Source organism: Vibrio ponticus (assembly GCF_009938225.1).
GTDB classification, from domain to species: domain Bacteria; phylum Pseudomonadota; class Gammaproteobacteria; order Enterobacterales; family Vibrionaceae; genus Vibrio; species Vibrio ponticus.
The window spans coordinates 1,116,427-1,138,005 of sequence record NZ_AP019657.1; the positions used below are offsets into that span (position 1 = coordinate 1,116,427).

Annotated in this window: 22 protein-coding genes; 13 read left to right on the forward strand and 9 right to left on the reverse strand. The window is 44.6% G+C overall.

Translation table 11 applies throughout. The features are described from left to right. Positions 1-86: 86 nt before the first annotated feature. Genes GZN30_RS04895 through GZN30_RS04920 form a run of 6 tightly spaced genes read left to right on the forward strand, consistent with a single transcriptional unit; the run spans position 87 to position 4,970 of the window. Positions 87-848, forward strand: coding sequence for a DUF3450 domain-containing protein (locus GZN30_RS04895; protein ID WP_075649856.1), 762 nt, complete (start codon positions 87-89; stop codon positions 846-848). 1 nt (position 849) lies between these two features. Continuing rightward, positions 850-2,217, forward strand: a complete 1,368-nt coding sequence (locus GZN30_RS04900) for a MotA/TolQ/ExbB proton channel family protein (RefSeq protein ID WP_075649855.1) — start codon at positions 850-852, stop codon at positions 2,215-2,217. Continuing rightward, the gene (locus tag GZN30_RS04905; protein ID WP_075649854.1) at positions 2,217-2,780 is read left to right on the forward strand and encodes a MotA/TolQ/ExbB proton channel family protein; all 564 of its coding nucleotides are present in this window, start codon (positions 2,217-2,219) and stop codon (positions 2,778-2,780) included. Before GZN30_RS04900 ends, GZN30_RS04905 begins: the two co-directional genes overlap by 1 nt. Further along, positions 2,777-3,181 carry an ExbD/TolR family protein gene (locus GZN30_RS04910; RefSeq protein ID WP_075649853.1) on the forward strand — a complete coding sequence of 135 codons (405 nt, stop codon included), beginning with the start codon at positions 2,777-2,779 and terminating at the stop codon, positions 3,179-3,181. The genes GZN30_RS04905 and GZN30_RS04910 overlap by 4 nt, the downstream gene beginning before the upstream one ends. Further along, on the forward strand, positions 3,181-3,801 hold the full coding sequence (locus GZN30_RS04915; protein ID WP_075649852.1) for an energy transducer TonB: 621 nt from the start codon (positions 3,181-3,183) through the stop codon (positions 3,799-3,801). Before GZN30_RS04910 ends, GZN30_RS04915 begins: the two co-directional genes overlap by 1 nt. Continuing rightward, positions 3,798-4,970 (forward strand): tetratricopeptide repeat protein, encoded by a 1,173-nt coding sequence (locus GZN30_RS04920; RefSeq protein ID WP_075649851.1) that lies wholly within the window; start codon positions 3,798-3,800, stop codon positions 4,968-4,970. The genes GZN30_RS04915 and GZN30_RS04920 overlap by 4 nt, the downstream gene beginning before the upstream one ends. 63 nt (positions 4,971-5,033) lie before the next feature. On the opposite strand, the gene GZN30_RS21365 is transcribed toward GZN30_RS04920, so the two are convergent. From GZN30_RS21365 to GZN30_RS04940, 5 genes are all read right to left on the reverse strand, one after another. After that, complete coding sequence (locus GZN30_RS21365; protein ID WP_075649850.1) at positions 5,034-5,258, reverse strand: hypothetical protein; 225 nt, start codon at positions 5,256-5,258, stop codon at positions 5,034-5,036. Positions 5,259-5,462: 204 nt separating this feature from the next. Further along, entirely contained in the window at positions 5,463-6,317 is an 855-nt protein-coding gene (locus tag GZN30_RS04925; protein WP_232060490.1) for an amino acid ABC transporter permease, read from the reverse strand. A 114-nt stretch (positions 6,318-6,431) separates the two neighbouring features. Next, positions 6,432-7,253, reverse strand: coding sequence for a transporter substrate-binding domain-containing protein (locus GZN30_RS04930; RefSeq protein WP_075649848.1), 822 nt, complete (start codon positions 7,251-7,253; stop codon positions 6,432-6,434). A 10-nt stretch (positions 7,254-7,263) separates the two neighbouring features. After that, complete coding sequence (locus tag GZN30_RS04935; protein WP_075649847.1) at positions 7,264-8,061, reverse strand: amino acid ABC transporter permease; 798 nt, start codon at positions 8,059-8,061, stop codon at positions 7,264-7,266. Then, entirely contained in the window at positions 8,061-8,795 is a 735-nt protein-coding gene (locus tag GZN30_RS04940; RefSeq protein ID WP_075649846.1) for an amino acid ABC transporter ATP-binding protein, read from the reverse strand. The genes GZN30_RS04935 and GZN30_RS04940 overlap by 1 nt, the downstream gene beginning before the upstream one ends. 319 nt (positions 8,796-9,114) lie before the next feature. Between GZN30_RS04940 and GZN30_RS04945 the strand changes: the two genes are divergently transcribed. From GZN30_RS04945 to GZN30_RS04965, 5 genes are all read left to right on the forward strand, one after another. Then, positions 9,115-10,728: an ATP-binding protein gene (locus tag GZN30_RS04945; RefSeq protein ID WP_075649845.1), complete on the forward strand. Its 1,614-nt coding sequence runs from the start codon at positions 9,115-9,117 to the stop codon at positions 10,726-10,728. Continuing rightward, complete coding sequence (locus GZN30_RS04950) at positions 10,729-11,418, forward strand: response regulator (protein WP_075649844.1); 690 nt, start codon at positions 10,729-10,731, stop codon at positions 11,416-11,418. Between the two features lie 101 nt (positions 11,419-11,519). Further along, complete coding sequence (locus GZN30_RS04955; protein ID WP_075649843.1) at positions 11,520-12,173, forward strand: DUF2726 domain-containing protein; 654 nt, start codon at positions 11,520-11,522, stop codon at positions 12,171-12,173. 273 nt (positions 12,174-12,446) lie between these two features. Next, complete coding sequence (locus GZN30_RS04960; protein ID WP_075649842.1) at positions 12,447-12,695, forward strand: DUF6482 family protein; 249 nt, start codon at positions 12,447-12,449, stop codon at positions 12,693-12,695. Between the two features lie 228 nt (positions 12,696-12,923). After that, on the forward strand, positions 12,924-15,206 hold the full coding sequence (locus GZN30_RS04965; RefSeq protein WP_075649841.1) for a hypothetical protein: 2,283 nt from the start codon (positions 12,924-12,926) through the stop codon (positions 15,204-15,206). 79 nt (positions 15,207-15,285) lie between these two features. Here GZN30_RS04965 and GZN30_RS04970 read toward each other — a convergent pair whose 3' ends face one another. The 4 genes from GZN30_RS04970 to GZN30_RS04985 form a co-directional block, all read right to left on the reverse strand. Further along, complete coding sequence (locus tag GZN30_RS04970; RefSeq protein ID WP_075649840.1) at positions 15,286-15,501, reverse strand: TIGR02450 family Trp-rich protein; 216 nt, start codon at positions 15,499-15,501, stop codon at positions 15,286-15,288. Between the two features lie 138 nt (positions 15,502-15,639). Further along, on the reverse strand, positions 15,640-17,241 hold the full coding sequence (locus GZN30_RS04975; protein ID WP_075649839.1) for a long-chain fatty acid--CoA ligase: 1,602 nt from the start codon (positions 17,239-17,241) through the stop codon (positions 15,640-15,642). A gap of 195 nt (positions 17,242-17,436) precedes the next feature. Further along, entirely contained in the window at positions 17,437-17,877 is a 441-nt protein-coding gene (locus GZN30_RS04980; RefSeq protein ID WP_075649838.1) for an NUDIX hydrolase, read from the reverse strand. A gap of 227 nt (positions 17,878-18,104) precedes the next feature. Next, positions 18,105-19,124, reverse strand: a complete 1,020-nt coding sequence (locus GZN30_RS04985; RefSeq protein ID WP_075649837.1) for a GGDEF domain-containing protein — start codon at positions 19,122-19,124, stop codon at positions 18,105-18,107. Between the two features lie 525 nt (positions 19,125-19,649). On the opposite strand from GZN30_RS04985, the gene GZN30_RS04990 reads away from it, so the two are divergent. Both GZN30_RS04990 and GZN30_RS04995 read left to right on the forward strand, forming a co-directional pair. Next, entirely contained in the window at positions 19,650-20,582 is a 933-nt protein-coding gene (locus tag GZN30_RS04990; protein WP_232060455.1) for an ROK family protein, read from the forward strand. 104 nt (positions 20,583-20,686) lie between these two features. Next, a complete protein-coding gene (locus GZN30_RS04995) occupies positions 20,687-21,553 on the forward strand; it encodes a pirin family protein (protein WP_075649836.1) in 867 nt (288 codons plus the stop codon). Positions 21,554-21,579 lie beyond the last annotated feature (26 nt).

Sequence of the window (21,579 nt, forward strand, 5' to 3'; positions counted from 1 at the left end):
TAATATTTATCAAATAGAATTTTGGGATTTATTGGAACCTCAATCATAGCGAATGCTTTTGATTGTTAATCTAACTAACTACGATTATGAACCTACTTAAAACCAGTTTAGCTATTCTTATTGCTGCGGCGATCAGCCCAGCATCAGCATCGAATCTCGATACTGCTCAATCTATTCAAAACAAAACCAATGCCGCTTCGGCGTCTAGCCAGCAGCGCATCAACAAAAGTAATGATGCCGCGTTGTCGCTACAAGCTGAGATTGAGCAGCTACAAGAAGAAGTCAAAAACTTGGAAGTGTATCAGGCGCACCTAACGGCTTTGGTCGCGAACCAAAGTGAGGAGATGACCAGCATTGATGGTCAAATCCAAGATATCAAGATCACTCGTCAAGGTGTGGTGCCTTTGATGTACCAGATGGTTGCGGGTCTAAAAACAATCGTAGAGCAAGATGCGCCAATAAAATTACAACAACGTCAAGAACGCATTGCTAAGCTTGAATCGCTCATGACTCGTGCTGATGTTAGTGATGCGGAAAAATACCGTCGTATCCTAGAGGCTTACCAGATTGAAATGGATTACGGTACTAAGTTAGGTCTTTACCAAGGTCAGATCCAAGTCGCAGGCGAAGCTCGTGAAGCGGATATCCTTCACCTTGGACGTGTTGCTCTAGTTGCACGCAGCCTAAATGGCACTAAGTTTTGGTCTTGGGACAAACAAGACAACGCTTGGGTGGAAGTCGATAGCGCAATGAAGTCTGAGTTAGACAAAGCATACGGTGTGGCGGCGAAACAGACGGCACCAAGTTTAATCACCTTGCCGGTGTCTCTTATCGCGGAGGTGAAATAATATGAAACTGAAATTAATCGCATCGATTCTTGCTGCTAGCACACTTTCGTTTTCGACTTTTGCCAGCACAGATTTTGTTGGTGAAGCACGCCAAGAGGACCAGCAACAAGCCAAGCACAACCAAGTGCGCGAGTCAGGTTTTAAAGCCACTGAGCAAGAGCTGAAGCAGCTTAAAGCGCAGTTGGTGGCAAAGCGTGATCGCTTACAAGCAAATAATGACAAATTGGCTGAGAAATTTAGCCAGAACGAAGATACGCTAGCCCGATTAGAAGAGCAGCTTCGTCTTGAAACGGGCAGTTTAGGTGAAGTATTTGGTGTAGTGCGCCAAAATGCTAAAGAGCTACAAAGTGAATTGAACTATTCAGTGACAGGGGCGGGTGCTCAGTCATACAACGCGCAAATTGATGAGATTATTGCGGCGACGACATTGCCTTCAATGCCACAGCTTACGGCGTTGTGGCAGGCGATGGATGAACAGATCCACGCGAGTGATAAAATTGCGCAAACCTCAGTAGCGTTCATCGATGGTGAAGGTAAAAAGAGTCAAGTTGAAGCTCTTCGCTTAGGTGCGATTGGTCTTGTTGGTGAGCAAGGCTACTTGGCTTGGAATGGTGCTCGCGGCGAAGCCACTGCGTATATTAAACAGCCTGAGAATGGTCCAACAATGGCTTCTTTGTCTACGGTGTCGCAAGGGCAAGTGACAAATGTGATTCTGGACCCGTCGCGCGGTGTCATGCTGGAGCAACTTGCTTTAGCACCAAGCCTAAAAGATCGCCTACAAGCAGGTGGTGTGGTAGGTAATATCATCCTTGGCTTGCTGGCAATTGGTGCGATTATCGCGCTGGTTCGCGGAGTGAGTCTCGCTGTCGCTCGTCAGAAAATTCGTGCACAGTTGAAGAAACCAACTGAGCCAGGCAATAACCCATTAGGTCGCATTTTAGCGGTATACAGTAAAGAGCAAAATCGCACCGTAGAAGCGTTAGAACTGCGTCTACTTGAAGCGGTTGTTGACGAACAAGCGAGCTTAGAGCGCGGCTTGTCGATGCTAAAATTGCTGGCGGCGCTGGCGCCAATGTTGGGTCTACTGGGTACCGTAACGGGTATGATTGAAACATTCCAAGTGATCACTCAGTTTGGTAACGGCGATCCAAAAGTGATGGCGGGTGGTATTTCAATGGCTCTAGTGACCACAGTATTGGGTCTTGTCGCGGCAATGCCGCTGCTACTTGCGCACAATGTATTGAGTTCGCAAGCCGAAAGTATTCGCAACATCCTTGAGAAACAAGGGATTGGTTTAGTGGCTGAGCAAGCTGAAAAAGCGACATTGGTTAAGAGTGAAAAACCTCATGCAGTGGAGAGCGCTGCCTAATGTCTTCACTGTTTTCCTTATCATGGTTACCAAGCAGCCTACAGTCGAGTGACTGGCTGCTTTCGCTGCAAAGCTTTATGGAGCAGGGCGGTCAGGTACTTTGGTGGTTAGGTGCAGTGGTGTTAGTGAGTTGGATGTTGGTGGTAGAGCGCGTGATTTTTCTTTACTTCCAATATCCAAAGATGCGCTCTGAATGGATCACTCAGTGGCATGCCAGAGCAGAGCAACACTCTTGGTATGCCTTGTCGATTCGCGACAGTTGGATCGCTCAAGCGCATATGGCACTCAACCAAAACCTAAATATGATCAAAGTGCTTGTGGCTATCTGCCCAATGCTTGGGTTACTGGGTACGGTGACTGGCATGATTTCAGTGTTTGATGTCATGGCAAACCAAGGCAGCAGTAACCCTAAATTGATGGCTTCAGGTATTTCACTTGCCACACTGCCGACTATGGCGGGTATGGTTGCCGCATTGGCTGGCATGTTTGTTCACGCTCGATTAGCAAAAGCATGTCAACTTCGAGAAATTAAACTAGAAAAATCTTTAAGGAGTCAGCGATGAGACTCGGTAGACGCCAACATAAACAAGAAGAGGCGCAGATCGACCTTACTTCGATGCTTGATATTGTATTTATCATGCTGATCTTCTTTATCGTAACCAGCTCATTTGTACGTGAGTCTGGTGTTGAAGTGAACCGTCCACAAGCGTCAAACGTGGTGAGCCAGAAAGATGCGGGCATCTTTGTTGCGATTACCTCGGCGAACGATATCTACATTGATAAACGTGTGGTTGATGTCGAGCGAGTGGAAGCGACACTCGAGCATTTATTATTGGATAAGCCTGATGCGTCGCTTGTTATTCAAGCGGATGAGCATGCTTACAGTGGTACGGTTGTCAAAGTAATGGATGCCGCGAAAGGGGCAGGAGTGAAAAACATCGCGCTGGCAGCGGAGAAGAAATAGTGATTCGTCTCTTATTCTCGATACCGATTGCAGGCGCCATTGCTCTGGCACTGTTTAGCTTTATGGCGTGGATGGTCGACAACGGTCATCAACGTGCGCCAGAGGCGAGTGAAACGATGAGTTTTAACATGGTGATGATGGAAACTGAACAGGAAGTTCAGCGCCGTCAACGCAGTGTGCCTGAGCAACCTAAGCCGCCGGAAGTACCTAAGCAAATGGAAGTATCGCAAGCTCGTACTGAAACGGCTAGTGTGTCACCAATGGCAATGCAGCCAACGTTAGGGCTCGATACTGCCATCGATGGCTTGGCGATTAGTACGCCAACGTTTGGCGATTTTGGTGTTAACCAGCAAGCAATGCCACTTTACCGTGTTGAGCCACGTTACCCAGCAAAAGCACTGCGCCGCGGTGCCGAAGGTTTTGTGGTACTGAAATTTACGATTGATCCAACCGGTCGCCCAACCGATATTGAAGTGGTTGATGCAAACCCACGTCGTATGTTTGAAAAAGAAGCCGTACGTGCTTTGCGTAAATGGAAATATCAACCGAAAGTGGAAGATGGCAGCGCGCTATCGCAATTTGGTCAAACGGTTAGATTGGAGTTTAAGTTAGCAAAATGATTAAACGTACACTCTTGATCAGTTTACTCAGCTTGAGTGCTTTTAGCTCTGTTGCGGCAGAGTTAAGTCAGTACACCGCTGTGCGTGTACAAAAAGCTAATGAAATGGCTCAAGACGAGCAATTCAAACAAGCGATTACGGCACTGAAAGCGATTGATACTTCACGAGCTTATGACCAAGCTTTTGTTGCGCGCATGCTGGGCGTTTTTTATTGGCAAGATGGGCAAGCAAAAAATGCAATTAAGCAGCTTCAGTTCGCGGTTGATTCAAAGCAATTACAAGATGAGCAGGCTTGGACAACGCAGAAAATGTTGGCGGATTTACTGTTAAGTGATCAGCAGTTCAAAAAGTCTCTACCACATTATTATCATTTGACTCAGCAAGTACCAGCCAAGCAGAAAGCGGATGAGCTTTGGCTACGTATTGCTCAAGCGCACTACCAAGTGAGTGAGTGGACGAAGGTGATCCCAGCGGTCGATAAATACCGCCGTTTTCAAAGCAAAGATGAGCTTCAACCGCTCTCGCTTAAATTGGGTGCGCAGTTGCAACTCAAACGTTGGAAAGATGCGATACCGACGCTAGAGCGTCTTATTGTCCTGCAACCGGATAAGATCAACTGGTGGCGTCAATTGGTGAGTTTACAGATGCAGGTTAACGACAACAAGGGTGCATTAGGCACGTTAGCGTTAGCAAAGCAGCAAGGTTTAGCTTTATCACAGCAAGATCGTAAGCTTTTAGCTCAGCTTTATGCCCAACGTGGTATTCCAGAGCGTGCGGCAATTGAGATAAGTGAACTTGATGATGCAGGTAACGATCTTGATCTTATTGTTACTCAAGCCAGCTACTGGCAACATGCACGAGAGTGGAATAAAGCGCTAACTCAGTGGCAAATCGCTGCCAAGCACAATGCGAAATATCACTGGAATGTCGCTCAAATTATGGTCCAAGAAGGTCAATATCAGAAGGCTCTTGTGGTGCTTGATAAGGTGCAAGGTCGTGGCGAAGAAGTGGCATTGGCGAAAACCCGTGCATACTACAAGCTGAACCAATTAGAACAAGCGCTGATCCAAGCGAAAAAAGCCGACAACATCGCGAGTACCAATCAGTCGAAAGGTTGGATTAAATATTTGTCACAACTGCGTAAGGTAAGCGAGCAACAAGCTGGATAACCGAAGTGCTAATATCAATAGAAAAAGGAGCTGAATAGCTCCTTTTTTATCAACCAGATGACGCTATTTATTGGCTTGGCAAACAAATTCTGCCCGCCAGAACAGCGTCGCGTCGGTTTGAACAGATGTTAGCAGGTCTTTCCCCGACATTTGTGGAAAAGCGTGTCGTACGCAAGCGTCCTCTATTACTTCAGTTTTAGAGTAGGCGCGCACATGGGTAAAGGTGCTAGACAGGTTTTTAGACAGCAAATTCTTTGATAAACAAATACCATAAACATCCCGTTTCATGGCTAATCCCCTAGACGTTGAGCGTCATTGTAATGGTTTTAATCTGACGCAGGTGTTGGCAACTACACTTCTCCAGATCATCTTAATTATACGAACAGAGTCGTGATATTGCTTGATTTTTGACCATTATTTCCTGTGGGATAGATCAAAGAATTGAGCGTTTTTTGTTCGCCAAAATAGTCATTCTCACTACATAAGAAAATATCAGCGTGATTGATGGCGTTTTTCCAATTGACGGAAAAAAGTCGAAAGACCAAAGCAAAGTATAAAGTAGGCAAAACCGACGATCAGCCAGATTTCGAAAATGTAGCCTGATGAGTTGGCGATCTCTGTGCCAACAAAAGTCATCTCTTGAATCGAAATTAGAGAGACAATCGAGGTGTCTTTAACCAATGAGATTGTTTGTCCTGCAAGCGCGGGTGTGATCGCTTTTAACACTTGGGGTGCAATGACGTAGCGATACTTGACCCAACCTGACATGCCTAATGAATCTGCCGCTTCCCACTGTCCTTTATCAATGCTTTCTAAGCCAGAACGGACGACTTCGGCAACATAAGCGGAAGAGAGTAAACCCACACACAGCACACCAGAGAGTAGGTTTTCCCAAAGATTGGCAGGACCGAAAAAGAATGCCTGAACTGCGCTGGTTTCACTAGGGTAATTACGCAGAAGATCTTCCAAGCCAAGTAATGGAATTAGCTGATTGGAGATAAAGAAATAGAAAATAAACACGAACACCAAAGGTGGAATGTTACGCACTAGTTGGATGAACGCATTGGCAGGTTTGTTTAGCCAAGATGACGTGGAGAATTTGGCGAGCCCTAAAAGAGTTCCAACCACCAAGGCAAAGATAAGCCCCCAAATACTTAAACGGATGGTAGCAATAAAGCCTTGAAAGAAATAAGGCAGACTGCCGTCAGCACGCGGGGTAAAAAGTAGTGAAAGAGCCTCTTGCCAATGCCAGATATAATTAACTCCAACCGACGAGCGGTAATAGAGCCAAGCGCCAAAGGCGATAGACACGATAATCAAACCGATATCTAACTTGTTTAAGCGGATTCGCTTTTTCAACGAAGGCTTTGTTGCTGTTACGCCTTGGGTGGAAGAGTGCTCTGTCACTATCTGTTCCTACGAAAATTATTCCGAATAAAATAAGGTTTATTCAGTTTGCTACTATTGCCCTTGGGCTACTTGGTTTTGCCAATCTAGCGTTGAGAACCAGTACTCGTAACGCTCTTTTAGCCAGCCATCTTGAGTGCGTTTTTCAATCCAAGCATCAAAGAACGCTTTTTTATCTGCTTCATCAAGGCGAACCGCAAACGCTTCGTTACCTTGTGACAGGCGCTCATCAAACGGTAGGAATAGCTTGTCTGCATGTTTAATGGATTCATGCTCTGGTTTTGGGCTTGATGCGATAACCGCGTGAGCGTTGCCGTTCAGTACTTCTTGAAAGGCTTGCGATTCATCATCAAATTGAAGGATCTTAGCTTTCGGGAAAGTCTCGCGAGCGATTTGTACGGTGTAAGCACCGCGGCGTGCAGCAATCTTGATGCGTCGTGAGTCAAAGTCAGAGAACTTGGTAAAACCCTCTGCAAGCTCTTTGCTCGCGGCAACTTGAACACCGGAGTGAGAGTAAGGCGTAGAGAAAAGTACGCTCTTAGAACGTTCTGGCGTCACCGACATACCGCCGATGATGACATCGAATTTTTTCGCCAACAGGGCAGGGATAATGCCATCCCATGCGGTTGGCACAAATTCGACTTTCCAGCCTGAATCAGCAGCAAGTTGCTTGGCTACGTCAATTTCAAAGCCAATCAGTTCACCTTGTTTGTCACGCATCGCCCAAGGTACGAACGTTGACATACCAACGCGCAGCGTGCCGCGTTCGTTAATCGTGTCGAGGTTCGGCGTGGTGCTATCCGCGGCTTTAGCAAAGGACGGAAGTGCAAGCGCAAGTCCTAGTAGTGCCGTTATAGATGCTTTGAATAACTTCATGGTTATCTCCTTATAATTTGCGCCAACTGGCTCCTAATTTATGCTCCAACCAAGCGGACAGAGCAGAAAGTGATAAAGTTAATACGAGGTATATTGCCGCTACCGTAAACCAGATTTCAAATGGCATCGCGGTTTCTGAAACGATGTTACGCGCCTCAGTGGTGAGATCGAATATCGCCATTACACTCACGATTGAAGAGTTCTTAATCAAAGAAACCACTTCGTTGGTCAATGGTGGCAGCGTGCGTTGAATAACTTGCGGCAAGATGACATCTTTATAAGCGTACCAAGGAGATAACCCCAAAGTTTTTGCTGCCTCAAATTGCCCGCGGGGAATACTTTGTAGACCACCTCGTAGGATCTCTGCTGTATAAGCACCTTGGAAGAGGGCAAGGGCTAATACGGCAGTGCTAAATCTATCCAGTCCTATTACTGGTCCAAAAACAAAATAGAGCAGGTAGATTTGCACTAAAAGTGGCGTATTTCGAATCAGCTCAACGTAGCTAGTGGCAAGAAAACGCCCAACGCGCGAATTGCTCATGCGCAGGAGCGCAGTGACGAGACCAAACAGTAAGGTAAAGACAAGACTTAGCGCTGAAATTTTGATCGTGACCAATAAGCCTTCAATCAGCTCGGCAGACCACCACTCGCCATCTTCATAAAAAGCGATAAAGTCGGGTACACGATGCCATTGCCACTGATAGTCCATCGCTTTGGCTCCAGAATCCAATAGCCATACAATCGCGACGATCATCAGAGCAATTTGCAGTATGGCTTGTAAGACGGGCTTAACAATTCGATAGATCATTAATAGCTCAATATTTGGTTTAAGAATGTTTGCGTACGTTGATGTTTCGGCGCGGAAAATAGGCTATTTGGCTCGCCAATTTCAACAATCTCGCCTTCATCCATAAATACCACGCGGTTAGCCACTTTCTTAGCGAAGCCCATCTCATGGGTAACACACACCATTGTCATGCCAGTATTCGCCAGTTCTACCATCACATCTAACACTTCATTGATCATCTCTGGATCAAGTGCTGATGTTGGCTCATCGAAAAGGAGAATATCGGGTTCCATACAGAGTGAACGAGCGATGGCGACACGCTGCTGTTGCCCACCAGAAAGCTGAATTGGGTATTTATTAGCTTGCTCGGCAATGTTCACGCGCTCTAGGTATTTCATTGCGCGTTGTTCTGCCTCTTGCTTGGAAAGCTTGAGCGTGCGCAGTGGCGCAAGGGTTAAGTTTTCCAATACCGTTAGGTGAGGAAAGAGATGAAAGTGCTGGAACACCATGCCAACTTTGCCGGGCTGGATATGTTTGCTGCCAACTGGACTGTCGAATACGCTCAGTGAACCTTGCTGAAATTGCTCTAGATGGTTGATACAGCGTATGAGGGTCGACTTACCTGAGCCTGATGGACCACATACGACAAGGATTTCTCCGGCTTTGACTGAGAGATTGATGTTTTTAAGCGCGTAGAACTCACCGTACCACTTATTCAGCTCGTGAAACTCTATTATGGAATTTTTATCTTTCAAGGCTGCTTAGTATTGTTATTGTTTTGGATACAATAACAACTTATCGAACTCTTTGCACATGATTAACTTAAACTCGCGGAATAAGTGCGGATTTTGTAACGCTTTTGCTGTTTTTATCAACAATTTCAGCAAAGTAAGCTATGGCAACAGTAACAACGGCGAGCTTGATTGAACAACTTATCGTCGATTAACTCCAGTTATTGATAGATGAAACACAATTTTGCGCGCCAGTTAGCGCACTTGTTGTTAACTGGCTGTTAATCTATAGCGATAAGGATTGATGTTGTAGTTAACGAGCAAGCTTAACTAGGGAAAGGGAATGAACTGGAGCGGTATGAGTTTTCGCAGGCGAATGCTTGTGATCATGACCTTATCAGGAATGATTGAACTGTTGGTGCTGGTTGCGGCAGGGTTTCTCTATATTAAACATTCCCAAGAGCAAGAGATGGGGCTCAAAGCGATGGGCGTAGCTTCGTTTTTGGCTCAATCACCAGAAGTGATTCAAATCGTTCGCCAAGGCGGGACGGTTGACCAAGATAAGTATCGCGATCTTAGTCAGATAATTGGTGCCGCGTTTATTGTTATCGGTGATAAGCAAGGGATTCGTCTAGTCCATCCGATAGACTCACGTATCGGTAAGCCGATGAAAGGAGGGGACAATGACCGTGCACTGGTCAAGGGCGAGTCATACGTCTCTTATGCGGAAGGTTCGCTAGGTCACTCTGTACGCGGTAAAACCGCCATTTTTGATCGCCAAGGTCAGATTATCGGTGTGGTCTCGGTGGGTTATTTAATCGATCGTTTGCAAGACCGCATAGAGCCCTATTTGGCGTACTTACTCGCGATGACGTTGATGGTTCTGGCTGCTAATGCGATTGTTTCGAACTATGCTGCGCGACGCTTTCAAAAAGCGATACTTGGTTTTGAACCGGAAGAAATTGCCCGTTTATACGTAGAGCTTGATGTGACCTTAGCAACGTTAAAAGAGGGCATCATTGGTATCGACTCACAAGGAAGGGTGCGTTCACTTAATAAGAGTGCCTGTCAAATTCTTGGATTAGAACGAGAGTTGTGCCTTAACCGCCCGTTGCGACAAGTCTTACCGGATAGCGAACTACACAATTTGTTGACCAATCCGCGTATCGACAAAGACATTAACGTTTATTTAAACGGACAAAGGCTGATTGCCAACCGCAGCGCGATCGTGGTTGATGATGAAGTGGTCGGCGCCGTTTCGAGCTTTCGTTTAAGAGATGAACTCACTGAGTTGACGGAACAATTATCAAAAACCAAAGAGTATGCGGAGATGCTGCGTTCACAGACTCATGAACATCGCAACAAGCTGAGTACGATCAGTGGTATGGTGCAAATGGGTGAGTTGGAAGCGGTGCAGACCTTAATTGGTCAGGAAACGGCGCACTACCAAAGTTTGATGGAGAACTTGCGGGAAACCATCAATGAGCCGCTTATTGCAGGCTTACTATTAGGCAAAACTGAAAGGGCGAGAGAGCTAGGGTTAAACCTAGAATTAGAAGCGGGATCTTGTTTGTCATTTTTACCAGATAGGATCAATGCCGAAGATGTGGTGACGATTCTTGGCAATATGATTGATAACGCGTTTGATTCAGTTCGTAGTGTGATTGAGCGTGAAGTGGTAATCGATGCTCAACGTCGGCAAATTGATATTTCGCTGACGGATTATGGCAATGAAATTATCCTTGAGGTAAGCGATCAAGGGATCGGCTTGCCACAAAACATAGAGATAGAGCAGTTGGTTGAAATGGGCGTCTCGAGTAAAGCAAAAGAGGGGCGCGGGGTTGGTCTTTATCTCATTCAACAACTGGTTGCCCGCTATGAAGGGCAAATTGAAATGATTGATAACGATGACTCAGGAGCAAGAGTCACGGTGTATTTACCAAAGGATGAAAAATAAATGACTGCTGTAGTCGATGTAATGATCATCGAAGATTATCTAAAAATAGCTCAGCTTCATCAACGTTATATTGAGCAATTAGATGGTTACCAAGTTGTGGGCATTGCGACCACGCAAGCCGATGCACTGCTGCAAATTGAGATCTTAAATCCACACTTAGTCATACTGGATGTGTTTCTGCCAGATGGCAGTGGTTTAGATATTTTGGCGTCAATCCGTAGCGAAAAGAACTGCTGTGATGTGATTCTGGTAACGGCTGCGCGCGATGTCGATACTCTGCAACAAGCAATGCGTGGCGGAGTGGTAGACTACCTGCTTAAACCGGTTATTTTTACTCGTTTAGAAATGGCGCTGAAAAAGTATCAAGAGCAAAAAGTGCAACTCAATAACCTCAGTGATGTTGACCAAGGTTTAGTCGATAAAATGTTGCAGTCTCATGCCGCTGAAGCGCCAAAAGCGCGTTTACCAAAAGGCATTGATAGCGTGACTTTGGATAAGATTCGAGCACTGTTTAGTCAGGCGATAAGCCTGACCGCAGAAGATGCCGGTTCACAGATTGGTGCGAGTCGCACCACGGCAAGGCGCTATTTGGAATATTTGATTAGCACAGGAGAGTTGGTGGCTGATCTGCATTACGGTACAGTTGGTAGACCAGAGCGAACGTATAAACGCGCAATGGCAGGGCGTTAAGTAGGCTTGAATCAGAGCGACCTACTGATAACTCTTTGTTGAAAAACAGTTTGCGGGTAATATTAATCCATCATTTCAAAACTTAAGGTGTGTCTCTCGCAATGGAATACGTTGCAATTTTAGTCATTCTATTTGTGGCATTTTATCTTTTTGTTCATCAACGTTACCTTAAACAGGATACGTTGAAAGACAGTGCGTTTAAAAAGAAAGGTCCGTTACTTAACAGTAAGGAATCGGCTTTCTATAACGCTTTGATCGCGGCTGTTGGGCAACAAGGAATTGTGATGTCGAAAGTGACTATGACTAAAGTGATCACACCAAAGACTACCGATAAAAAGCAGTGGTTTATTGCCAACAACCGAATTGCAAAGAGCCACTTTGATTTTGTGGTCTGTGACCCACGTAGCTTAGAAGTGCGTGTTGCAATTGAGTTAGATGATGGTGCGCCACTCAGCAAGGGTAAAGTTGAACGACAAAAACTGCTGATGCATGTATGTAAATCAGCCGGTATCCCTTTAATTGGCACTTCAGTGAAACACAGTTATCAAGTTGGTAAATTACGCCGCTTACTTGCTGCGCATATCGACCTGATAGAAGCGGATAAAGAAGTCCGTTTTTGTAAACGTTGCGGCAGCCCGATGAACATCAAAACCGCCGCTCAAGGTGATTACAAAGGTCGTCGTTTCTTTACTTGCAGTCGCCAACCACACTGTACCTACACAGAAAACTACAATGTAGTCTTTGACGAAGAGTAATCTCACTGTCCGCTAAGGCGACTTTGTTAACCCTAAAGTCGCCTTATATAATTGTGATTTAGAATTATCTTATTTTAGTTAGTTTCTATCCCAAGCGATCTCTCAGCGTATAGGCTGTCTTTCCCACAAGGGCAGAACTTAGAATCTGGCTGCATGACTAATCAATGCTATTAATTTTTTCAATCTGCTGATATTTGACCCCAAACTCATTTTAATTACGTACTAAACCTAAATCGGCTGAGCTAGCCATTAAATCAGACAAGGGAACTTAGTATGAACTTAGAACTTGAGTTAATTGAAGGTGGTAATTATCTGGCAGTAGAAATTGATGGAGAGTCGAGAAGAGTATTACGCGCAGCTGATGACTCCTTCATCAAATTCCAAAGTTTGGCACAAGCCAGGAGCTCACTTGCAGAAAGAAACTACGCATCTATCGGCGTAGTGCAGCGTAACCTCTATGACGAAATGTGCGGTGAAACTGTGTCGACTGAGACTAATACTACTTTGCTTGACTGGTCTTAGTTCGATAAACGATAAGGGTTAACTCGATGGTTAAAGGGGCTATTTTGGGCTCCATTCCTCTGATTTTCATAACGACATAATAGCGTGAATTCCCTCCAATTGATCGCGCGTGCATTTTATGGACGCTAATGTGCACGATAGAATCGTCCGATAATCTACAGCAGTGAGAGTGAATACAATTCTCACTCTACTGTGCGCCTATTGGTTGTTCAAGGAACCTCAATCGTTATGGATAACATTTTCTTTTCCTTTTCTCTCTCTGAATTTAAGCCGCTTGTTGAGCTCGTTAGCCCGCGTATGTTAGAGTCAGACACATTGAGGCAATGTGGGCTTGTTCCTCATCAAATGGCAAGGATAGAAGCATATAAAGATATGTCGCTTGAAAGCCGCCTCAATAGTGTAAGAGAAAGCCGCTATTTGGTTTGTTTGCTGGGAAATAATGCCGGCTGCTTAACTCGTGATGGAAAAACGGATATTGAGTTAGAAATCGAAGCTGCTATTGATGCTGGCGTTGATGTGTTTGCGTTTTTAATCGGAGCCGATTATCAAGAGCATTCGACTTTGCCACAAGGCATGACGGATATTTTCGCGTCTTTGAGCGACCATGTCATCATAAGTACCTTGGCAACCGAAGATTTCGATTACATTGCCCGACAGATAGTCAACAAAATCGAAGCGGATGTGTGGTTATCGTTAGGTGAGGCTCATCAGTTATCAGATAGTCATGATTTAATCGATATCTCAGGGTTCCCACGTGACAACCTCAAATCTTTACCCGTTCATGCCCAGCAACAATTAGCGCGTATTTATTCCCCAACGGATAGGCAGCCTACTCAAAGTGGGCTCGCAGCAAATGTAAATCAGCGCAAGGTATGGGCGCTAAAGAGTTTGGAAGTCGGTCACCAAGAACACGCGATAAAGAGTCTGCAAAAAGCGGGTGAAGATTTTGGCTCGGACTTTTTTGTCTGTTTTTGGTTGAGCCGGTTATTTGCTCTTTATGGCACAACCGAAGAGCATTGGCGAACCAGCTTAGAGTACTCAAATAGCTTGGCAAAGATGCTGGTGGATGAGGATTTGCTTACGCATGCACTGTATTTAAATCATAAGGGGGTGGTGCATCTTAAACAGAATGATCTTGAGACAGCAGAGTCAGTACTAACCCAAGCCTACGACTATTACCGTAATTATGAGTCTTTAGAGCTGTTAACCAAGGTTTATTTAACTCAGGTGGAGCTAGGCAAAGCAGAGCGTTTAGAGTTGGCTCAAGAAACCATGGAGCGTTTACTCAAGCAGAGAGTTTCGCAATACATCACGGTAATCAATCGCTTACAACAAGAGTTTCCTAAATTTGTGAACCTAGTTAATCGCCGAGTCCTTGAACAGCAAGATAGTTTTTACTTAGACGTGAGTCGCTCGTTGCAAGAGAACCGCGATTGGAGTCAAAACCGACTTGAGCAAAGAGAGAGTCAACGACCAGAAATAGCTGATAATCCCTCCTTGTTACAACGAGTTTATACCGCGTCTCAACATGTATGGCTTAACTACAGTACCCTCAGGAAAGCGGCGGCAACGTTATCAGAGCGATATGTAGCAATAACAGCAAAACTTAGTGCATTACCCAAAGTTCGTGACAATCTTGATGCTGATAATTCATCAATGCAATTACTTTTCACCGGTCTTAGAGAGGTACTATCCGAACGAGAAGAGTGCCGCCTAAATATCGTTAGCCAAGAGCAAAAAATAAAGAAAATCGAAGACACAAAACTGAGGGATTGGGGCGTGTTAGCTGCGTTACTTATGGCGCTTTTGGCTGTGGTCTTTACATTACCTATTCCATTCTGGATTGTGGGTATTGCACTAGTAATATTATGGGGAGTCTTTATTAAGCAAAAAGATTCGAAGTACCATAGGTATCAGTTCGAAAGGCGTCGGTTAGCCTCTTTAGAGAGTTCTCTAAACGAGGGAATCGGTGAGTTACTGCAAACTGAACAGTCAAGCCGGTATCTAGCGACAGCACCGCCTTTACTGAAAACAATGGCAGAGGATTTGCAGCATCTTACTTTTAAGGATGTTGATCAGAAAGAAGTCGAGTATTTCGAACTTTGGCAACAGGCACTAGACGAAAACGATGAGCAAATGAGTTTAATTTGTCATGAGCGCCAACAGTTATTCACTAAAGTTAAATACTGGCTAGAGCGAGTCAATAAATTTGAGCAGTCGGTCATTTCAGCACATAGCGGACAATATAACTATCTGACGTGTCGAAAGGGGCAGGTGAATGTTGGGTGGAAAATTGAATTGAAAACATCAGCGCTGCAAAATGTTGTTTGGGGGGAAAGTAGTAAGCAGTTTGTCGGTCGTGCGCTGCATGTTAACAATGACCGCTTAGCTGCATGGTTTGACGATACAGCTATCGCCACTGAACTTATTGATGGTGTGAAAAGCATCCCTTGTGAAAGCGTCAATGTAGCAGAGGAGCAATCTAACAACAGATTAAATGAGTGCGCCTAGTGAGCAACAATGTTCCTGTAAACAGCGCAGTCTAACACTCACTTTGATTTAATCTAGGCGGTCGAGGAGTCTCGGACTCTTATTTCCATCCTTGTCGCCACTGTTGGTTGTTTTTAAGATCGCGCCAGTCTATTGAATATTGTTTTTTCGACATGATCGCCTCAATAAAACAGGCGATTACCACGCCATCTTCATCAAACTCAACTTTAGTTATGATGAAGTGTTTTTCCCTGTTCTGTGCCAGGTTGGCTGTCCATTTGCTGTTGAGTAGTTTTTTAGGGCTTATTTGGTTCATGGCGCGAGCCTAAATTATGGTTTATACCCAGCTATTTACGAAGCACATAAGAGAAGGTTCACGGTAGCGATATAAAAAAGCAGCTCGTAATGAGCTGCTCGGTTGACGATCTGTACTCTAGTTAAAGATGAATATCCGTTAGAGGTGTAGTCTGCGTAGTTCTTTTTTATCAACTTTACCGACACTCGTCTTGGCAATGGCATCGACAAATTTCACTTTCAACAGCAGTGCTTCGCGAGCAAGGATCCCTTTACTGATAAAGTCTTTGGCAAAACTGAGTAGTTCTTTTTCTGTCACTACTGCGCCTTCTTTAAGGGTTACCAGAGCCAACGGAACTTCACCCCACTTGTTGTGGGGCATGCCAATTACAGCAACTTCAGAAACGGTTTTATGCTGGTGGATAATGTCTTCAAGCTCTAATGAACTGACCCATTCACCGGAGATTTTGATCATATCTTTCACACGGTCGGTGATTTTGATAAAGCCTTCATCATCAATAGTCGCGACATCACCAGTATGCAGATAACCCCCACGCCATAGTGCTTTGGAGTTCTTGTTTTCTTTGTAGTAGTTTGGTGTCAGCCATGGCGCACGCACGACAATTTCACCACTGGTTTCACCATCATGCTCAAGCTGATTCATCTCTTCATCAACGATGTGCGCTTCAACCATCGCCACTTTTTTACCGGTTTTAGAGCGATACTCAGCTTGCTGATCAATATCCAGTTCTAAATGTTCTGGGCTCAATTGAACAATCGATAGGATTGGGCCAGTTTCACTCATACCGTAACCTGCAAACACATCAATGCCTCGCTCGAGCGCCGATTTACATAGCGCCTTAGGTAAAGCAGCGCCACCAATTACCACTTTCCATTGTGACAAGTCGATATTTTGAGATTTAGGTGAACTAAGTAGCAAATGCAGGATCGTTGGCACACAGTGGGAGAAGGTGACTTTCTCTTGCTCAATGAGGTTGAGTAGTACATCAGGGATATATTTACCCGGATAAACCTGCTTAACACCAAGCATTGTCGCCATGTAAGGTAATCCCCATGCATGCACGTGGAACATCGGCGTGATTGGCATGTAGATATCGCCTTGGTGCAATCTGCCTTGGACGGCATTGGTGCCTAAGGTGCTTAAAATACCAAGCGTATGCAGCACAAGTTGGCGATGGGTGAAGAATACGCCTTTAGGTAAGCCAGTCGTACCTGTGGTGTAGAAGGTTGTGGCTACGGTATTTTCATCAAAATCAGGGAAATCAAAGTGAGGCTCTTCTTGCTCAAGTAACTCTTCGTACTCACAACCTTCACCATCACGCAAAACGACATAGCGCGTCACGGTATCAATACGACCTTTGATTTGGTCTAAAATTGGCAAGAATTCCTCGTGGATTAGTACGATGTCATCTTCTGCGTGGTCAATCGTGTAAAGAATCTGCTCTGGAGAGAGGCGAACGTTAATCATGTGCAACTTAGCGCCAATCATAGGAATCGCGAAGTAACACTCTAAATAGCGATGTGAGTCGTAATCCATGACCGCTACAGTGTCACCTTTTTTTACGCCCATTTTGGTCAGAGCATTAGCAAACTGTTTTACTCGGTTGTGGAATGTTTCGTAACTATGACGGCGATGGTTGGCGTAGACAATCTCTTGTTTAGGATCGAAAGCAACGGGTGAGAAAAGCAGGTTTTTGATCAGCAACTGATAGTTGGATGGTTCATTTACGTACTGGTTCATATATATTCTTCGTTTTCTTTTTTATTCGATTATTGTGTTTACTAACAAGCTCACACCTTGGTTTAGGAGCTTATTGCTTGCATTAGAGTGTTATATTCTTTTCCACACAGCAATTAGGATAGTTTCCAACTGTTACATGGGTAAAGTTTTTCAGCGTCAAAATACTGGGGATTGTTGGCTTATTATACTTTTAGTTTAGTTGCGGATTAATCTGGCGGTCTTTTCTGCCACTGATGGTACTTGGTGTATCAAATCATGCTGACCCGATGTAATTTGCTCTATCGACAGCCACTTACAATCAAGTGCGTCATCGGACGCGACGGCATTACCTGACTCATAGCGACAGAGGACCGCAACCAAAACAAAGTGGTGATGTATGCCGTGCTTATCAAATTCATTCACCTCGATGACATCAATATTTTGCTCGGCAGTTGCTTTAACTTGTGTCTCTTCTAATAATTCGCGGCAAGCAGCATGGTGTAACGGTTCTCCTGGATTGACAGAACCACCGGGGAAACCCCACCCATACTTATTTGGCTCTTTGCCTCGTTGGATCAACAGAAGATCATCGCCTTTATATGTCACAGCGATAACGCCAACGCGAGGTGCAGTTAAATGGTTCTTGGTTGTGTCCATAGTATTGCTCACTTTGCTTGGGATTATCCGTATTGACCGCTGTATCAACGGTACATTGATGACAAATGGTCGAGTGAATTTAGGTCATTATTGGTTTATTTATATCAAGCTTAAGTGATTTTGTACTAGTAGTGTGACCAATTGAAAGGAATGACATCGTTTATGTCGATAAGAGATCGAGTTCAGGCTCGCTTTTGTTGGTTCACATATGCGGAATGGTTTAGGAGTTAACTAAACTGCGAAATCATGACTTGGTTGCGACCGCTTTGTTTGGCTCGATATAGCTCTTCATCGGCTTTTTTTAGTACATTTTCGAGTGAGTTGAAGTGGTGACACTCATATATACCTATGCTTGCGGTTAGGGATATATTTATTTCATCGACTTGAAATTGATGCGATTCAATTCCTCGGCGGATCTGTTCCGCTTTTGCCGTTGCTTGACTAATACTGGTATTGTGAAAGGCGATACAAAATTCCTCTCCGCCAATGCGGTACACCAAATGTTCATCGCTAAAGTGCTCAAGCAGAGCAGCTGTTTGCGCTAGTACTCGGTCACCTACATCATGACCATACTGGTCATTTACTTTTTTGAAGTAGTCCAAATCTAAAATAAGTAGCGATAAAGGTAGTTTGGCACTTTCTTGGCGATAACGTTGAAAGTTATGGCTTAGCGCATGGCGGTTGTAGACTCCCGTTAATGCATCACGTGAAGCCATGTTGCCTAATGAAACCTCAGAGTTGATGCGTTTGACTTCTAAAATGTGCGAGGCAGCCCAAATACTGAGATAACTTAATACAAAGTTAACCATTAAGTGGGCATGGGCATCTAGCGGCTTTTGTACAATTTGAACCATCAACAATGAACCAACGATGGCGAGCCCGAGCGGTGATACAAATTTAGCCGAAGTTTTGCCTAAAATTAGGTAACACATAACAGGAAATAGATTTGCCCAAACATAAACGCCGTGCTGAATGGGATGATAGAGCACGCCGATACCAATAGTCATCATGAACGACCAAACATAGATTTTGGGTAAGATGGATGGTGTGTTATCTCGGTATGTTTGGTAGCAGATATAGGCTGAAAATAAGCCAAAGATTAATTCAACTATTGGGAAAAAATGGTAGTTGTTAGTGCTGATCGTTAGGTAAGCGACGATTAAGGCGGCACCCGATAAACACATGCTTAACCAGAATAGCACAGCACGTCTTAAATGCTGAGAGGGATTAAATATGTCTAGTTCCATCACTAGTGCCTCTAATTGCTATTATTGGAAAACAGTCAGGTTCTATTGTGTTTATGATCTTGCATGAATACTCACACCTAACGGATGCGGTGTGAGTATTCATTGTCTAATTGCGTATGTTAGGTTTTTATGAAATAGGGTCAATAGCAATTACGAGCACACATCACAAAACTGTCACTAAATTGACATTGCAATGGTAAAAACGTGGCTTCGAATAAAGGCTGGCTATTAAATTTGATACATTAGTTCCGTATTGGTCGAAAAAATCCAAACGTAAATTGCGGTAGATCATATTTGCTATCAAGACGCTCATCGATCCTAATTCTATTATTCAATGCTCTCCAATAGACAAACAAATGACGATAAAGGTAATGGTCGACAACTAGATTGGTTTAGATTGCAAAATTGAACATTGGGTTGACACCGTTACACGACAAACACTGATGATCTAAGAGTCTGCTAGCAGAACGGAGTTTGTGGACTTGCCACAGGTGTTTTAATCGCCCACAGTGCAAAGTAATTGTAATGTTGTCTGTAGAGATTATGGCTTATATCGTGTTGGATTTTGGTGGGAGCCTAGTAAAAGGCGCTATTGTCGAACCCTCTCGAGATAGCCGACATGCCCCCAAGATAGTTCAGAGATTCTCAGTACCAAGCAGAGTGACCAGCTTTTCGCTGTGGTTTGATTTGTTTGACCCTATTTTTGCTCAATTTGAGCGTGAATATTCGATTAATGGCATTGCGATTAGCGCTTGTGGTGCGGTAGATGTCGAACAAGGTCTAGTGTTTGGTGGTAGTTTACTGCGCTATATTTTGGATGTGAATGTCAAAGCACTCTTTACCGAGCGTTACCACCTACCTGTCGAGGTTGAGAATGATGCGTGTTGTGCTGCTTTGTGTGAATACCGATATGGTCAGAACTACGATTCAGACCATCTTTGTTTAGTGGTTATTGGTTCGGGTGTCGGTGGTGCAGTTATTGCTGATGGCAAATTGGTTAAAGGGCATCATTTATATACTGGAGAGTTTGGTTACTCAATTCTTGGCTTCGAAAATGGTGCTCCACAGATTATGTCTGAACTCGCCTCGACTCGCGGATTAATTAAACAAGCGGCTAAGGCACTGAAGCTCCCTAAAAGTGAGCTCGACGGTAAAAAGGTGTTTGAACTATACCGCACTGGTGATGAGACAGCGCTTAATGTGGTTCAGTGTTGGATCGGTTATTTAGCGACAGCCCTGTTTAATCTTCAGTATACCGTTGATCCTGGAGTGATCATTCTCGGAGGGGCGATTAGCCAGCAACCGCTGCTTATTCCTTTGCTAAATGCAGAGTTAGAAAAATATCGTCAAGCGATGCCATATTGTCATATTGTGCCGAAAGTCGTTGCTGCAAAATATGGTAATGATGCCAATTTGATCGGGGCGGTTGAGCACTTCCAACTAATGCGACAGGGTTAAGAGCCACTCATTCAAAATTATCGAATGACTAGACCAAATTTACCTGAGTTTGTCAGTGTAGGAACTCTATAAACTGATTATAAATAGTTTAAAGGAGTGATGATATGAACAAAAAAGCAACAGCGGTAAACCTCAGAGAAGTGCGCCAGATTATTGATTCAACCCCAACATCTGATGGCGATGGAGTGAAAATTCGTCGCGTTGTCGGATTCAACAATCGCACTTTTTCGCCGTTTCTCATGGTTGATGAGCTTAAGTCCGATGATAAAGCGGATTATGTTGGCGGCTTTCCTCCCCATCCACACCGTGGTATCGAAACGTTGACTTATATGCTGCAAGGGCACTTTCAGCATGAAGACCACATGGGCAATGTTGGTCAACTCCGTAGTGGCGGTGCTCAGTGGATGGCTGCTGGAAGGGGCGTCATCCATAGTGAGATGCCTGTGATGCAGGACGGTTCGTTACACGGATTTCAGATTTGGATTAATCAGCCTGCTCGCGACAAAATGCAACCAGCACAATATTACGACTTTCAACCAGAGACGATCACGGAAGCTCATTTCGATGCGGGTGGCTTGGTGCGTTTACTCTCTGGTGGTTTAAGTATCGATGGTAAGCATTTGAGTGGACCACTGCAAAAAACTGGTGTGGCAGTCACGGTTGCAGATTGGCGTGCCGATCGCGATCAAACCATTCGTCTTGGGCTAATTGCTGATCACAATACGATGCTGTATGTCTATCAAGGTGAGATTGACGTTGCTGGTCAACTGGTGACGCAAGGGCAGATGGCGCTGTTAACTCAAGGTGATGCACTAGAGTTAGTAGCCAAACGAGAGAGTGGGGTATTGCTGTTTAGCGGTGAACCCATTGATGAGCCAGTGGTGCACTATGGCCCGTTTGTGATGAACAGCATGGAAGAAATTAATCAAGCCATTAAGGATTACAACTCAGGGGTGTTCCACACTTACTAGCGTTTTAGGCAGAGACAAAAAAGCTC

Bases quoted from the DNA above. Each gene is read 5' to 3' on its own strand.
- GZN30_RS04895 (WP_075649856.1), top strand. From the start codon at position 87: ATGAACCTACTTAAAACCAGTTTAGCTATTCTTATTGCTGCGGCGATC.
- GZN30_RS04900 (WP_075649855.1), top strand. From the start codon at position 850: ATGAAACTGAAATTAATCGCATCGATTCTTGCTGCTAGCACACTTTCG.
- GZN30_RS04905 (WP_075649854.1), top strand. From the start codon at position 2,217: ATGTCTTCACTGTTTTCCTTATCATGGTTACCAAGCAGCCTACAGTCG.
- GZN30_RS04910 (WP_075649853.1), top strand. From the start codon at position 2,777: ATGAGACTCGGTAGACGCCAACATAAACAAGAAGAGGCGCAGATCGAC.
- GZN30_RS04920 (WP_075649851.1), top strand. From the start codon at position 3,798: ATGATTAAACGTACACTCTTGATCAGTTTACTCAGCTTGAGTGCTTTT.
- GZN30_RS21365 (WP_075649850.1), bottom strand. From the start codon at position 5,258: ATGAAACGGGATGTTTATGGTATTTGTTTATCAAAGAATTTGCTGTCT.
- GZN30_RS04930 (WP_075649848.1), bottom strand. From the start codon at position 7,253: ATGAAGTTATTCAAAGCATCTATAACGGCACTACTAGGACTTGCGCTT.
- GZN30_RS04935 (WP_075649847.1), bottom strand. From the start codon at position 8,061: ATGATCTATCGAATTGTTAAGCCCGTCTTACAAGCCATACTGCAAATT.
- GZN30_RS04945 (WP_075649845.1), top strand. From the start codon at position 9,115: ATGAACTGGAGCGGTATGAGTTTTCGCAGGCGAATGCTTGTGATCATG.
- GZN30_RS04950 (WP_075649844.1), top strand. From the start codon at position 10,729: ATGACTGCTGTAGTCGATGTAATGATCATCGAAGATTATCTAAAAATA.
- GZN30_RS04955 (WP_075649843.1), top strand. From the start codon at position 11,520: ATGGAATACGTTGCAATTTTAGTCATTCTATTTGTGGCATTTTATCTT.
- GZN30_RS04960 (WP_075649842.1), top strand. From the start codon at position 12,447: ATGAACTTAGAACTTGAGTTAATTGAAGGTGGTAATTATCTGGCAGTA.
- GZN30_RS04965 (WP_075649841.1), top strand. From the start codon at position 12,924: ATGGATAACATTTTCTTTTCCTTTTCTCTCTCTGAATTTAAGCCGCTT.
- GZN30_RS04970 (WP_075649840.1), bottom strand. From the start codon at position 15,501: ATGAACCAAATAAGCCCTAAAAAACTACTCAACAGCAAATGGACAGCC.
- GZN30_RS04975 (WP_075649839.1), bottom strand. From the start codon at position 17,241: ATGAACCAGTACGTAAATGAACCATCCAACTATCAGTTGCTGATCAAA.
- GZN30_RS04980 (WP_075649838.1), bottom strand. From the start codon at position 17,877: ATGGACACAACCAAGAACCATTTAACTGCACCTCGCGTTGGCGTTATC.
- GZN30_RS04985 (WP_075649837.1), bottom strand. From the start codon at position 19,124: ATGGAACTAGACATATTTAATCCCTCTCAGCATTTAAGACGTGCTGTG.
- GZN30_RS04990 (WP_232060455.1), top strand. From the start codon at position 19,650: ATGTTGTCTGTAGAGATTATGGCTTATATCGTGTTGGATTTTGGTGGG.
- GZN30_RS04995 (WP_075649836.1), top strand. From the start codon at position 20,687: ATGAACAAAAAAGCAACAGCGGTAAACCTCAGAGAAGTGCGCCAGATT.